Genomic DNA, 14,948 nt, shown 5'->3' with positions numbered 1-14,948 from the left:
GCAAGGAGTCGGACCAGGACAAGAAGGTAGGTTAACCCCATTGTCACGAACTTTAATTTCAACTGGGCTTTCATCCTGCACCATTCCAGTAACAGTTGTAAATGGAGGAACTACCAGTGATCCACTCAATGGAGAAAGGTTTGAAATAACTGGTGGGTGTGTATCAATAGTTACGGTTCGGGTTTCTTCCAAACGTCCTCCAGCAACATCAGTAGCCACAAACAAGATTGTGTTTATTCCTTCTGATACAGGGATTTCACCTGAGAAACTACCAGTGGCATCTATATGTAAAGAAACCCCATTGGCAGTGATCTGTGCTCCTGCCCCTGAAATGATTCCTTGTACAGTTAAAGGAGAGGAATTTGTGATGGTACCATCTATCGGCCCACGAACCAGAAAGCCAAGGGTTGAAACTCGCCTGTTTATGGTTTGGGTTCTCTCGATTTGATTTCCAGCCGCATCTGTCGCTCGCACAAGCAGGGTGTTTGGACCTTCAAAGAGTGGAACAACGGCGGAAAACTCATTTCCAGAGGGTGTTGCGGCGATGTCATTGACGGTAACAGTGCTTGTTGTGGCGTCAGTCACCGTTCCAGTGACAGTAATTTGGGATTCGGTCGTGGTTGCCCCATCTTCAGGAGAGGTGATGGTCACGACCGGCGCAGTTGTGTCAAGAACAACCGTCCGTAGAGCACTTGAGGCATTTCCAAACGCATCCGTGGCGGAAACGGTGATGGTATTTGAGCCTTCAGCCAGAGTGACACTGGCACTAAACTGTGTCCCAGATAGAGTTGCAGGCTGGTTATTGACAGTGACCGTTACGGCACTTGCGTCGGTCACTGTCCCAGAAATCGTGACAGGTGAAACATTGGTGATCAAGCCTTCGGCGGGTTCCGTGAGAGTGATGACAGGTGGCGTGGTGTCCTGTTGAACCTGGAGTGTGACGGTTCGGGTGATTTCAGTTTGATTTCCGGCGGCGTCTTGGGCTCGAATGGCGAAAGTATTTTGACCTTCGACCAGAGACACAACGGCTGAGAATTCATTCCCGTTTCGGGTGGCGGCGACATTGTTCACGGTGACCGTGGTTGTGGTGGCATCAGTCACGGTTCCAGTGATGGTGAGTTGGGATTCAGTCGTGACGGCTCCGTCTTGCGGAGAAGTAACCGTCAGAACTGGAGCGGTGGTATCAAGCGTGACGTTTCTGGTTGCCGTTCCGACATTTCCAAAGGCGTCTGTCGCCAGAACGGTAATCGTGTTTGAGCCTTCGGTGAGTGTGGCACTGGCGGCAAATTGTGTTCCGGAAAGGGTTACCGGCTGGCTATTGACCGTCATCGTCACCGCACTGGTATCGGTCACTGTCCCGGAAACGGTGATTGGAGAAGTTTTGGTGATCAACCCTTCGGCAGGTTCGGCAAGCGTGATGACCGGAGCGGTGGTGTCCTGGGGAGCTTGCGCCAGGATGGTGACGACTCCGCCTCCGTTGACAGTCAGGCGGTCACAGATGACGTTGCCAGTCAAACGGCTGTTGACGGTGACGCTTCCGGCGGGAGCATTCACCTTTCCGAACATCTGGCTGCCTCCGTTGAGGGTGACGCCTCCGTTGGAGACATTGAGCGTGAGCCACTGTGGATTGGCGGCGTTGCCAATCGTGCCGTTGATGTTCGTTCCATTCCGAAGCGTCAAGGTAACTGGTCCGACAATTTGAAGCTGGGTGCCTCCGTTGAGGGTCAATCCTTGCAGGTTGTAGATGGCAGGTTCTGTCGCGTTCGCGATGCCAAAAATCAAGACACTGCTGCCGTTGACCGTGAAATTGCCATAGGTGCCAGGTGGAACAGAACGTGTCCCGGCATTGCCGTTCAAAGTCAAATTGCGGAGCGTCGCAAAGTCTCCAATCTGGTCATTGGGATTGTTCAAACTGACATCTCGTGTTCCAGTTGGTGTCGGAGGCGCCGGAACTGGTGTCAACGCAAATGGATTCGTTCGATTGACCAGATTCCCCAGCGTGGCATTGCCATTGAGCGTGACCTGATAATTGGCTGGAATGGCGCTTCCGCTCCCTTCAATCACACCGCCGAAATTCGGGTTGCCATTGCGACGCACGGTGGGTGTTCCCGGCACATACAGTTTTTCGGTAATCGTCGCGCCACCGTTTAACGTGACGTTCTCTGGTGTCAACTGCTGGATGCTGCCTTCCAGTCGGCCATTGATTGATGGGGTGCGTCTTGAAACGGCTTGCCCTCCATTGGGCTCTTGCTTCGCCTTTAAGAATGGGAAAAAAGAGTTCAGAGTAACGCCTTCAGGCGTGAGAATGACGGGTGGGGCGCAAGAAAAACCCTCTCGTCTAAAGACGATACTCTGAACCTTCTTCTGAGAAGACATAGAGACCAGCGAAAAGGTAAAAAACAATCCCGAAATCAAAACCAAGGAAACCAAAAACAGGCGACGCATAGAATTCATATCCACAATGTCAATTGTCAGCAGTTGATTGTCAGTAATTTGGTAAGATTGTTCCTGCAAAGTGTCCACTTTAAAGCAACAACAAAAGTGACCAGTTGCTATGCTTGCCCTGATGAAACCCGTCATCCAAAGGCTAGGAAAAGTGTTAATTAGCCTACTTCCATCTCAATGAATCCATCAATCATTTTTTCTTCAACAACCTGTTATTTTTTTGTCGAAGACGACTCCCCCTCCGTTGACGGTCAGACGGTCACAGATGACATTGACGGTCAATCGGCTGTTGACGGTGAGATTCCCAGCCGGAGCGTCAACGTGACTGGTCCGACGATTTGAAGCTGGGTGCCTCTATTGAGCGTCAATCCTTGGAGCGCATAGACCGCTGGTTCCGTCGCGTTCGCGATGCCAAAAATCAAGACACTGCTCCCATTGACGGTAAAGTTTCCATCGGTTCCAGGCGGTACAGAGCGCGTTCCGGCATTGCCATTCAAGGTCAAATTGCGGAGCGTCCCCAAGTCTCCGATCTGATCGTTGGGGGAGTTGAGACTGACATCCCGTGTTCCAGTCGGTGTCGGAGGCGCGGCAACTGGCGTCAATGCAAATGGATTCGTTCGATTGACCAGATTCCCCAGCCTGGCATTGCCATTGAGCGTGACCTGATAATTGGTCGGAATAGCACTTCCGCTGCCTTCAATCACGCCACCGAAATTCGGGTTGCCATTGCGGCGCACGGTGGGAGTTCCCGGCACAAAGAGTTTTTCAGTAATTGTTGCGCCACCGTTCAAGGTCACCTGTTCTGGTGTCAGTTGCTGGAGGCTGCCATTCAATCGGCCATTGATGGACGGCGCTCGGCGTGAAATCGCCCGGTCGTCAGTCCCACCTGCGTCAGCGGGTGGGTTTGGAGATCCAGTCAATGTCGCCAATGATGCCCGCAACATCGTGTCAGTACCGCCTGCGTCAGCGGGTGAGGTTGGATGTGACACAGTCAGCGCGATCCCAGAGATCAGAAAAAATGCCAGAAACAAGATGCGACGAGTAGTGGTCAAATCGGATGAATGGGTTGGTTGTGATGGATTGCCGAATAACCCACCCGCTTACGCGGGTGGTACTGACATTATAGGAGTAACCCACCCGCTTACGCGGGTGGTACTGACATTTATGGGATGGAGCCAATTGGGTTGTCTCCAATTTCCTGCCACGGCCAGGTTTGGAAGATCTCCGGATGTGATTTGAGGTAGCCACGCCGGAGCGTCTCTCCAACTCGCAACGACGGTGATCCAGAAGAGTGTTCGACCTATAAACTATTGTTTCCAGTAGACTTCAACGTTAGTAAACTCATCCACGCCCGATCTTCATCTGGGCACGACAAGCAATTTTCGACAATTTCGAGAATGGCAAAAGAAAAACCGACCGCCTGAAGGCGGGACTCTCAACTGTATTCACCTGAAAGCGACGTCTGACTTGAGAAAGTATTCCTTAGATGACTAAAGAATAACCCACTGGCAAAGCGAGTAGGGTTGCCCAGGTAAAAACCCTGAGAGGTGGCCCAATAAAAACTGCTCGCACATACTATGCCCCCCCCCTTTCAATTTGCAAGCTTTATTTTCAGGTATTTTCTGTTTTTCTTCAGCCACACGATGAAACTTTTTCAACGAAAGCAAAAAAGCCTGGAAGGTTTCAGGATTCCATTCTCAAGGAATGGTTTTGAACCCTGAACTCCCAGACTCTGGTTGGATAAAAATGAGGGACGAATTTTGTCAGGAACTACTTTGCAATCAACACCAGGATGCCACGTGCTTTCAACGAATACTGGTAATATTCGCCGCCGATGAAATCTTCGACACCTGGAGTGCGCACCTGGGTGGCACCTTCAGCCCACACCGAAGTATCTGTTACGCGATACCAGTTTTTGCCGGCACCTGGCCAGGGCAGGGTGAAGTTCACATCTCCGGACCAGCCGTTGTAAGCAACATAAATGGCCGAGGCCGAGTCTCCAAATTCAGTACCGTCAACCCGATAGGCCAGCGCATGGTTGTTTGCATTGTCCATATAGGTCCCATCCGCTACGCCACCATCTGGCTTAAACCAGCGCAGTTGCTCCATCACGTTGCCGTTGGTATCGTTGCCGGCATAGAAATTGGCTGGTCGCAAGGCAGGATGTGCTTTGCGGAAAGCAATCATGCCTTTGGCAAACGCTTTGAAGTTTTGCTGGTCGGTTGAGAGCGTGTAGTTGATCCAGTTGGCGCTTGAATCAAGGTTATAGGCGTTGTTGTTGCCAAACTGAGTGCGAAGCGCTTCGTCACCGCCATTAAACATTGGCACACCCGCGTTGAGCATCATCAGGGCAAATCCATTGCGGGACGCTTTGCGTTGATCGTGTGCCCAGCCGGCCTGATCCCAGCTATGGTTGTTGTCTTCACCACCATCTGATGGGCCGTACGGCCACGCCTGATTGTTGACCTTGCTGTTGTACGAATAGAGGTCTTTGAGGGTAAACCCGTCATGAGCAACGATGAAATTCACTGAATTCCAGGGCTTGCGACCATCGTCGGCATACAGGTCAGACGAACCGGCAAAGCGGGTTGCCAGTTGTCCGGGCGTCACTGATTCAAGACCCATCTGGTTCTGATCTTTGCGGATCACATCGCGATAGATTCCATTCCATTCGGACCAGCCAGACGGGAAGTTGCCAACTTGATATGAATTGCCGCCAATTGCCCAGGGTTCGGCAATCAGGTCAACACCAGTGCCACCGCCAGCCGGACGGGGTGTCAATTCACGAGCAATCCGATTGAGCGCGGTTCCGGAATTCAATTTATCGAAGTTAAAACATCCGTGTTCACAGGTATTGCCAAGCACCGAAGCCAGATCAAACCGATAACCGTCCAGCCCAATGGTGTCTCGCCAGTAAGCCAGCGAATCAACGATCATATCCTGAGCCACGGTATTGAATGTGTTGTAGTTGCCACCGACGCCCGTGTTATCCCAGGAAAATTGCTTGTCGCTCGTCAAACAGTAGTAGGTTGGGTTGTCCAGTCCGCGCCACGACATCACGTTAAACACGGTCGGATCATTGCCATTCCACGCGCCGCCTTCGCCCGTGTGGTTATAAACCACATCAATAAAGACTTTAATACCGCGATCATGGAAGGCTTTGACCATTTCCTTGAATTCGCGGGTTGGTCCACCCGGCGTTTTATCTGATGAATAGCGACGGTCTGGGGCAAAGTAATTGAGCGTCATATAGCCCCAGTAGTTATCGCCCGCTGTCGTGGTCGGGTTGACATCATTCGTATCGTTTTGGGTTTCCTGCACGGGCAGGAATTCAACCGCTGTAATGCCGAGATCCGCCAGCGCCTGTGCTTTCAAGGCAGCGCCTTTGTACGTCCCTTGATAGGCAGCCGGGATGCTGGCGTCGTTTTTCGTCAAGCCCCGAACGTGCACTTCATACACAATATCATCTTTGAGCGGACGGGTCGGTTTGACGCCGAAACTGGTGGTATCCAGCGAAAGAACAATCCCTTTAGGGGCTTTTGGGCCGCTGTTGATATTGCGATAGGTTGCTCCGGAAGCGTAAATCGTGCCGTCGGTGTTGGTTGGCGTGGTTGGATCGTGGCTCATTTCCAGTGCATATGGATCGAGCAACAATTTATTGGGGTTGAACCGGTTGCCGTTGGCATCAACATCTGTGACAAACCCGGTTGCGGAACCTGGTGTCCAGCTTGAGATGTAGGTCCAGTTTGGTCCCCAGGCCCGGAAGCCGTAATAGACAGTTCCCGTAATGCCATAACTGTTTTTGAGCGTCGCGACCGAGGCCGTTTTTGACCAAACATTGGTGGTCGCATTTTTGGTCATCACGTAGCGCACTGATTCATTCGAACCAGTCGCATTTTTGAAAATACACACTTCAATCCGCGTGGCTCGGGATGAATAGACCCGAAACGTAATATTGGCTTTCGTGGCATCATAGCGGGCGCCCAGAGTATTGCGGTTGATGGCATTGCCCTGGAACGTGCCACGTGCGGTCAAATCGTCAGATTCAAGCGCGATATCACCTTCCGGAACCACCGGTTCATCAGAAGGGACAAGTTGAATTTGGGATTGAGGAAGTTCTTGTGGGGAGACGTAGGCTTGCCCGGTTGGGAGAAACACCGCTGTGGTCAGAAAGACCAGGGAAAGGAGTGAAGAAGTCAAAAACCAGCGAATAACGCGACGTAACGGTATATCAGTAGACATTGCTATTTTTACAGAGAACCTTTTAGGAAGAAAATTTTTGGATTGAATGTACTTTGAGGAGGCTTGGACTAAAAATAGAGCAAACAACATTCCACAAAACCAGTCTCTGGAATTTTATTTCAAGCTACTGATAAATAACAGGTTATTGGCTTTTAAGAGACCTCGTTGAAATTCCTTTTTCCACAAAAATTGCTCGCCATGTGAGCAGTATCAGAAAGGGGGATGATTCAATCTTTTGAAAATCAATAGGTTAGCCGTTTTTGCTCACTGAGTGAACGGTGCGAAGTAAGTGAACACCAGGGCGGAAGACGTTGGACTCAGGGCGGAAGAAGTTGGGTGGAAGAATTGGTTTTTTTACATTCGTCTTCCTTCATCTTTCACCCCTTCAATCGCCCCGAGCTTGCGAGTCTTCACCCCTGGGTTCAGGGCGTAATTTTGAAATTCACATTTGAAACATCGAAAAAGATATTTCCAATGGCTTCAATTTTGATGCGTGCCTGTGTGGTATTGATTCCAGAAGGGAGTGTCACAACCTGGCTTCCATCATTGGGAGTGGAGTCAATCAGTGGGGTATAGGTATACCCACCATCAATCGAAAGGAGAATCCGGACCTGGGCACAGTTGATAGGATTTACATTGGTTCGAGCTGTACTCCAGGTGATGGTTTGAGATGAACCGCTTCTGAAAGTGACTGCGGTATTGGGTTTGGTTACCGCAAACCCCACTCCTGTGCTCAGCACTGAAACAGTTATTGAATCAAAGTTAAATCCACCAGCCTGATCCCGGACGGTGCATCGAAATTTCAGGGTACGGGCCGTCTGTGGGAGCGCTTCACCAAACTGAGAGGTGTTGTTGAGCACGTTCTCTAATCTTGGAAAGGTCCGGGCAGGTGAAGTTACGGGTGGGAATGATCGAAAAATCGGCTGAGTTCCAATTCCTGATTGCGGGGGCGATGCGAGTCCCAAATCAAATTCTTCCCAACAGTAAGTTATCTGGGCGCCAGGGCTTGTTTCGGTTGCGACCAGAGTGAAGGGAGTTTTAAAGGGGATAGTGTAATTTTGACCGGCTTCAACCAGGGGTCGAAGATGCCCAGTGCTGGTTTGGATTGAGCAATCAGGTCCAAGCTGGGCAGGTGGGTTTTCCAACCGACTCAAAATTCGCTCCAGGCTGTCGGTATGAAAGTACAGGTCAGGTTTACCTTGAACCACTTCAGGTTTGCATTTCCCGCCATACGACATAATTGTGGTGCCACTTCCAACTTCATAGGCGGCACTCGATGACCGGTTCCCACTGCACTCGGCGGCGGTACTGTTAAAGGTGTGAAGGGCGCCAAGCTGGTGACCCAATTCGTGGATAATCGTCAGGGCTGAATTGGTGGCGGTTACCCCCTTGGCTTTATGTTCAGTGGTGCAAACCCCTCCGATATAGCCAATCCCACCGGAACTCGCGTCCAGCAAATGGCCGATATCATAGTTTTGGGACCCAATCGTGCGGTCAAGTGTCCGTTGATTTTGCTCAGCTCGCTGCCCAAGGGTTCCTGAGAACGGGTCAGTTTGAGTATTTTCAAAGATCAGTTGATCAATTCCATTGACCAGCACAAACTCAATCGCCAGTTCCTTTCCATAAACCAGATTGGCGGCACTCACCAGACTGACAATTTGCGCCATGACCTCACTGATGGGACCTTTTGGTCGCTTCCAAATGAGCTGTGAATATTCGGCAGTTGCTGAAACAGCCAGCCGAAAGGTGCGGTGTGGGACTGTTGCCGATAACAGTGCCCGAGTTTCCTCGAATTCACCAACTGTTTCAGTTTGGGCGAGTTGCTCCATCTCAGGCGTTACGTAACATTCAAACTCGTTGAACGCCTCGGAGGCAGTGTGTGTGTTGTACACAAGGTAGAGGTTCCCCTCCGGTCCTGCTTTGGGTCTGATGGTGACCATTCCTTGATTTGACAGGACATTGAAGTGAAAACCCTGAGGAGATTGGGTCAATCGCAAATTGGCCCCCGCATCATCAATGCCTTTTCCAGCAAAGGTTCGAATTTCAGGAAATTTTGCCGCCAGTTCTGGTTCCATCACGGATGTCTCGTAAATCCCAAATCTGGAATATGTTCCATCCGGCATCGGCACGGATAAAACCGGTCGCTGTTCTGGCCGAGCACTGAGTGAGACCTGACTTAATAGTTGCTCAAGCAGTTTTTGATTCAGGGTAAAGCTGTGAAAAGTAGGAGACTGCGGGTTCGCCGACCCAGGGCTGAAATCGGTTTTTACGGTATGCCAGAGACCATCCTCTGAGGAGAGGTGAGCATGGTCCTGTTGGTCCAGTTTGGATTCAACGGAACCCATGGCTGGAATGGATGGCTGAGCGGAAGTGACCCAATCAAAATGGGATACGATCACTCCCTGGTTGATCACCAGGCCGAGCATGACCAGGCCGAGTGCCATTCTATACTTCAGGATTTGCATATGGAACCTCAATACAGAGCCGGGCCCTCTACCTTGTGCAGGCGGGGCTTGGAGTAAATTTTTCTTCGCCTTGATCTCTGCTGGAACGACGAGTCATTCCAACAAAACGGTTGAGAGTTGATTCCAACAGAATTGGAATTGGTTACACCCAGCTTCGCCAGGAGATGAGTTCGTCTGTTAGCAAAACTACCCGACAAATCTAACATTACTATTTCAAAAATGTAAACAATAAGCCCCTTTTGGCACAAAAAACTTTTTCTTTGAATTCTTTTTCCAATGCTGACCATTATTTGGTTGAATGGCTGATATGGTCCCATACTATTTTGGAATGACCCTATCGCATGAGCAAGGAGTCAAACTATTGATATAATTGTATTTCCCTTAACCGTTAGCCCAATATCCTCAATCCTAAAAGTCTAACACCTGTACCCAGGCGGAAGGAGGCTCATTCTCTGACTGGCAGCCAGTATCGAGTGAGCATATCGTCTTTGGTTGAATTGAAGAACCAGTATTATTCTCTACCCCGCAGTCTGATGAGGTCAGCCCCATTTGAGAAAAAAGAAAGCCCCGTTCAGATTTTCAACAAGAGGAGGGAAAAACCTGAACGGGGGCGACATTGTGAAGTGGTTTGATAGCAGGCAATTAAGTGAGGTTCAGTGCTAAGGAGGGAAAACCAAATCACAATGGTTCAATGGCTCGAAATGGTGTCGTGATCAAAACCGGGCAAGGGGATTGCCTCAGAACTCGATCAACATTCGAACCAAAGAGTGAGTGCTCAGCCCGTCCGAGCCCATGGGCCCCAAGACAAATGAGGTCAATCGCATTTTCACGCGCAAACTTTAAAATTTCGCTATACGGGGTACCATATTTGATTTCGTACGAGATCCGGCACCACTCACTGACGTTTGGAGGAATCCCTCGGGCCAGTCGGTCCAAAATTGGTTTGGGTTCAAGCTGCGAGGGACTCAAAACGTAGGGGATGTCACCTTGTGGAACCGCCTGAGGAAATTGAGGAACCACATGCAAAACATACACTTCGGCTTCAAATTCCTGGGCCAGTGACAGCCCATATTCAAGTGCCTGGTCTGAATCACCCGAGAAATCATGGGCGACCAGAATCTTTTTCAAATCAACATGGTTGGTGGTTTTTCCAACCCATTCCCGTTCACGGGCGTGAGTTATTAAGATGGGACAGGGGGTGGTTCGACACATGGCTGTGACGGTTGATCCAACCAACCCAATCAGGTTGGGCGAAAACACTTTCGCCCGCATCACAACCAGATCCACCCCTTCGGAAGCGGCATACATTGGTAACGAAGCGCGAATATCACCCATCAGGATAATCTCTTCGTGTTGGAGCGGGTCATAATCAGAAGCCAGCCATTGATCTTGCAATGCCTCCTGCATAATCCGTGAAGCCCGGTGTTCGGTGGCCTTATCAAGTTCAGTTTTGCCCTGAACCCAATGGGCTACGGTCAGCCTGGCGCCATAAGCCCGAGCGAGAGTAACCGCGTAGCGTAGTGCCCGGTTTGATTCCCGGGTCAAATTTGTTGGGCAGAGGATGTGAGAAAAGACGATCCGTTTATTGGTGATCATACTTTTTAATTCACGCGAGATAACAAATGTCGCGGCCTCCTTTCCGGTGACTACTCTCTGCAAAAAAGATGCCCAAACTCAGAAAGTCCCGGCAAACCAATGTACCGCAGAACTTGATATGAATCAAAGCGTTATGGAAAATACTTGCAACACATTAAAAAATAAGATTTTAGAATGTAATAATATTGAAGGTCGGATTCTTCGAAAGAAAAGAATCATTCAACCAGGTGGAATCTCGAAGAAAATTGCAAATTGGGAAAATCCACTATCGGTTGAGGAAAAATCCACCAGTATGGGGTTGAAGACCTAGTTTTATTTCATCCCTCATCCCTTGGGTTGCCCCAAGCTTGCGAGTCTTCAGCCCTATAAGCGCCAGGATAAGGAAATTTGGGCCTGTTTGAGACAATGAGAAGGGGGGACACGGAGACACGGAGATCCTCCTCCCGACGTTGGGAGCAGGAGAATACTTTTTCTCCTTGTCCCCTTGTCTGCTTGTCCCCTTGTCCAGATCGGGCTTTGTTTCCTTACCCTGGCGCTTATGGTCTTCAGCCCCAAGCCCGATGTCTTCAGCCCGACTTCTTCAGCCCTGGTTTTCTCAGTCCTGGTTTTTCAAGAAATTTCCTCAATTGGGAAATTTCGCTCCAGCCAGCCGTCAAAGCCGCCTTCCAGCGGTCTGACGTTGGTAATTCCATGTTTATGAAGGATAAGCGCCGCACGGGCGCTGCTTTTTTCGTTTGGTCAAGCACAAAACAGGACCACCTCATGATCCCGCGGAATTTCTTTGTGCCGCCGGCTGATGTCTTCGGTTGTCCAGCGGAGCGCTCCTGGTATGGTTTGTGGAGATTCGTGAAAAGTCCGGGGATGGCGCAAATCAATCACTGTGACGAACTGGCCGGTGTCAATTTTTTCTTTGAGCGTTTCAGGGGTAATCCTCGCCACGTGCATCCGGCGAATAAACTCCTGCCGCTGGTAATATTTCCATCCGAGGTAGAGTGCCAGTCCGGTCGCGGCACCGATTAAACACCAGACTCCAAATTGTTCGACTCGATCAGCCAGTTGCTGGAGCTGGTTGTGAAACACCATACCAAGGCCAACTGACGTCCCAGCCCAAATTGTGGTTCCAGCCCAGTCAAATACCCAGAATTTCGGTCGCGGCACCCGCATCAAGCCAGCCAACGGTTGAGAAATGGTATTGAGACCAGGAACAAACTTGGCAACCAGCAGGGTCTTCAAACCATAGCGTTCAAAACTGGTGGCGGTGGATTGAATACAGGAATCTGGTTCGAGCGACACTTTGCACAGGAATTTGAGAATTCCAGCGCCGCGTCTCCGACCAAGTTCATACCAGATGGAATCAGCCACTACCGCCGCCAATGTGGCTGCCAGAATGGTGGTCACCGGATCAAGTTTCCCCAGGCCAGCCAGGGCTCCAGCCGCCAGGAGCAAAGGCATGGCCGGAATTGGAATACCGATTTGCTCGATAAACACCCACAGAAAGACCACGGTGTAGCCATAGGTTGTCAAAAAATGAATAAATTTTTCCATAACAATTGTGTTTTCAATGCGATACAGGGTTTGGTCGTTTGCTGAGGAAAGAATGATGTGTTGTCCAAAATCCTGTGAGGTCACAGGTTATTTCATTTAAATACAAGCGAGACCGGTCACAAACCGATTCTTCCAGCCTGGGTGCTGAGAAAGTATTTTTTCAGAGAGTGGGGAGTGTGGTAAAAGCTAAGGAATGAGGTATTGTTTTACATAGCTAAGCTTATCAGACTCAATTACTTTCCCAGGTCACCTGCCATGTCCCTCTTTCAACGACTCTTCCCATGGAAGTCAAAAATTAAAGAACTCCAACCGGCTCAGGTTTTTGTCTCCAAACCAGGTGAAGCCATTGGCGCACCGAAAACCCCACTTTTGATCTTTGGACACGAATCAGATATGACCGCCAGGTTTATTTCAGAGTCCACGACCATCACCTGTATTTCAGTCCATATCGTTGATTTTATTAAAGATTTTGCCAGTGAGAACCCAACGCTTGGCCTGATTGCTCAATCTCGCCAGGAACATTCTGGTGAAGCCGGTTACGCCATCCAGCTCTTTAATAGTGTGGCAAAATACCGCGCCATGACGATTTATGGCGCCTGGGATTACAATGTCGAACGGGCCGCCCGTAAGGCGATTGAATATGGCGCCGATGGTGTCGAGATGCCCGGAATCATTGATAGTGAACTCTTTGCCTACTTGCTCGGTGTCCTCAAGGAAATTGCTGACGGCGCCCCTGTTCCAGCCACCGTCGAAGAACACATCACCCGGCTCAAACGCTACACAACCGATAAATCCCCCTTCTGGTCACAACAGGATCTGGTTTTCAGCAAGTACTATTGAAAGGCTAAAGACTTTGGATTCAGGAATTTGGGCTGAAGAGGTTCGCCGTATGTGGTTTCATCTCAGGAAAAATCAGCATATCGCGCCAGGGCCTCAAGGTCAGGAATCAAAACGGATCGGCCCTGAAAAACGACCAGATGTTCCTTTTGCAATCGTGCAATCGCCCGCGAGACAACTTCGCGAACTGAACCAACTTGAGCCGCAATTTGCTGATTGGTCAACTGGAGGGTCACGGTAACGCTTTTTCCTGTCGGTTGTCCGTGTTTGCGGGCTTCCAGAACCAGGAGTCGGGCGATTCGCTGGCCGACTTCACGTAGCGAAAGAAATTCGATCAATTCGGCACACTGGCGCAATCGCTGAGACAGAACCGCCAGTGCTTCAAGCGCAATCGTTGGATATTCGAGGAACAATCGTCGCACGTCCTGTTTGTCAATAAAGAGCAGATGTGAATCCTGGTCGGCAATCACCGTCGAAGGATACCGTCCACCGTCAAAAACAGGTAATTCGCCGATGGTGGCGCCCGCCTGTTCGGTGTGGATCACCTGTTCCCTGCCGTCCGCACTCAACCGCACCGCCCGCACTAACCCGCTCACAATGACATAAATACCTCGGGCCTCATCGCCCGCCATAAACAAAATCTCGCCCCGTTGAACCTGACGGTCAATGGCAATCGCACAGAGGGCCAGCAGTTCTTTTTCCTGAAGACGACGAAAGAGCGGAGTCTGTCTTAACGCCTCTAACTTACTATTTCCGATTGAGTTATGGTGCATATCACATCCAGCGGGTTTAGGTGAGGAAACAACCAATCTTTCCAACTGATCTCAATCGGCAGCATACCAAAGATTTGGTCCTAACGCTCGCCTTCATCGAACGACCGATGGATAGGGGCTTTTGAAACAGGTTCGAAACGCAAAAGACCACTGAGGCAACCCAATCAATGGAATTCCTCAGCGGTCCTTATAAATTCTGGAGTAGTTCAACGTGTTACCTGGACTGACGATTCAAGACTCATCGTCCAAACACCTGATCCTCAAGCAGTTTTGCCTTTGGAAACAGAATATTGTTTTCCAGATGAATATGCTGGTGCAGGTCAGCTTCAAATCCTTTTAACCCGTTGTAGAGCGCCTGGTAGCTAAAGCACCCATCCTCCGGCACCGTAAAATCCTGGGTGACCCGTCGCAGTTCTTTTAAAAGGTCCCCGGCCTGATCGTGTTCAAATTCCATCATGCGAATTGGGTTCGCCACGGTTCCAAAACAGGACATCGGCACCGGCATTTGTGATGTCACGGCCTTTTCAAGCCGATCAATAAACGGGAAAAGAACCTGCTCTTCTTTCATCAAATGAGGCATCAAGTCCTGTGACAACGCATAAAAAACATTTTGAACCTGGCGCAATTCAGAGTGATTCCCACCGTGAACCGCCACGACTTTATCGAGCAATTTTCCGAGTCGTGCGATTTCAAATCGGGTAAAGGCATGGTGCGTTTCAATGATATGGTGAATCAGATCGCCAGGAGTTGCCGTGGCCCAGTCAGTGACCTGTTCACGCGTGGATGCGTCCTGGAGCGTCCCATCCAGTGCTGCCTGTAACGTTTCAAACGCGACGCCTGCCGTTTGACAGGCTTCCGCCAGGGATTTTCCACCACCACAGCAGTAATCAATCCCATATTTGTCAAACACAAGTGTCGCCTGTGGATTTTCAACCACGAGGTCACGAACACTTTGATTTTGGTTCAGAGTCAATGCCGAAATCGCCATACTTCACCTCCAGCCTTAAACTATCGAATATCTGTTGGAACTCATTTTCAACGGATC

At 50.1% G+C, this 14,948-nt stretch carries 9 protein-coding genes; 1 reads left to right on the top strand and 8 read right to left on the bottom strand.

What is annotated here, in order from left to right:
• The 6 genes from HY774_12355 to HY774_12330 form a co-directional block, all read right to left on the bottom strand.
• Nucleotides 1–2,376 (bottom strand): hypothetical protein (locus tag HY774_12355; GenBank protein ID MBI4749276.1); only part of this gene is annotated, 2,376 nt, incomplete at its 3' end.
• Between the two features lie 347 nt (nt 2,377–2,723).
• Nucleotides 2,724–3,434 carry a hypothetical protein gene (locus HY774_12350; protein ID MBI4749275.1) on the bottom strand — a complete coding sequence of 237 codons (711 nt, stop codon included), beginning with the start codon at nt 3,432–3,434 and terminating at the stop codon, nt 2,724–2,726.
• 781 nt (nt 3,435–4,215) lie between these two features.
• Nucleotides 4,216–6,687, bottom strand: coding sequence for a glycogen-debranching protein (locus HY774_12345; GenBank protein MBI4749274.1), 2,472 nt, complete (start codon nt 6,685–6,687; stop codon nt 4,216–4,218).
• A gap of 422 nt (nt 6,688–7,109) precedes the next feature.
• Nucleotides 7,110–9,152 (bottom strand): hypothetical protein, encoded by a 2,043-nt coding sequence (locus tag HY774_12340; protein MBI4749273.1) that lies wholly within the window; start codon nt 9,150–9,152, stop codon nt 7,110–7,112.
• A 678-nt stretch (nt 9,153–9,830) separates the two neighbouring features.
• Nucleotides 9,831–10,748, bottom strand: a complete 918-nt coding sequence (locus HY774_12335) for a universal stress protein (protein ID MBI4749272.1) — start codon at nt 10,746–10,748, stop codon at nt 9,831–9,833.
• Nucleotides 10,749–11,486: 738 nt separating this feature from the next.
• Nucleotides 11,487–12,377: a VTT domain-containing protein gene (locus tag HY774_12330; protein MBI4749271.1), complete on the bottom strand. Its 891-nt coding sequence runs from the start codon at nt 12,375–12,377 to the stop codon at nt 11,487–11,489.
• Nucleotides 12,378–12,548: 171 nt separating this feature from the next.
• Between HY774_12330 and HY774_12325 the strand changes: the two genes are divergently transcribed.
• Entirely contained in the window at nt 12,549–13,133 is a 585-nt protein-coding gene (locus HY774_12325; protein ID MBI4749270.1) for a hypothetical protein, read from the top strand.
• A gap of 62 nt (nt 13,134–13,195) precedes the next feature.
• Here the strand turns inward: HY774_12325 and HY774_12320 are convergent, their stop codons facing one another.
• Both HY774_12320 and ric read right to left on the bottom strand, forming a co-directional pair.
• On the bottom strand, nt 13,196–13,903 hold the full coding sequence (locus HY774_12320; GenBank protein ID MBI4749269.1) for a Crp/Fnr family transcriptional regulator: 708 nt from the start codon (nt 13,901–13,903) through the stop codon (nt 13,196–13,198).
• 238 nt (nt 13,904–14,141) lie between these two features.
• Nucleotides 14,142–14,891 (bottom strand): iron-sulfur cluster repair di-iron protein, encoded by a 750-nt coding sequence (ric, locus tag HY774_12315; protein MBI4749268.1) that lies wholly within the window; start codon nt 14,889–14,891, stop codon nt 14,142–14,144.
• Between the last annotated feature and the right edge of the window lie 57 nt (nt 14,892–14,948).

The organism is Acidobacteriota bacterium (genome assembly GCA_016208495.1).
Lineage (GTDB): Bacteria > Acidobacteriota > Blastocatellia > Chloracidobacteriales > Chloracidobacteriaceae > JACQXX01.
The sequence above is the reverse complement of the archived record's forward strand: the minus strand, read 5'-3'. Positions and strand labels throughout refer to the sequence as shown.

Excerpts from the sequence above, each read along its gene's own strand:
- HY774_12345 (MBI4749274.1), bottom strand. The coding sequence starts at position 6,687 with ATGTCTACTGATATACCGTTACGTCGCGTTATTCGCTGGTTTTTGACT.
- HY774_12340 (MBI4749273.1), bottom strand. The coding sequence starts at position 9,152 with ATGCAAATCCTGAAGTATAGAATGGCACTCGGCCTGGTCATGCTCGGC.
- HY774_12335 (MBI4749272.1), bottom strand. The coding sequence starts at position 10,748 with ATGATCACCAATAAACGGATCGTCTTTTCTCACATCCTCTGCCCAACA.
- HY774_12325 (MBI4749270.1), top strand. The coding sequence starts at position 12,549 with ATGTCCCTCTTTCAACGACTCTTCCCATGGAAGTCAAAAATTAAAGAA.
- HY774_12320 (MBI4749269.1), bottom strand. The coding sequence starts at position 13,903 with ATGCACCATAACTCAATCGGAAATAGTAAGTTAGAGGCGTTAAGACAG.
- ric (MBI4749268.1), bottom strand. The coding sequence starts at position 14,891 with ATGGCGATTTCGGCATTGACTCTGAACCAAAATCAAAGTGTTCGTGAC.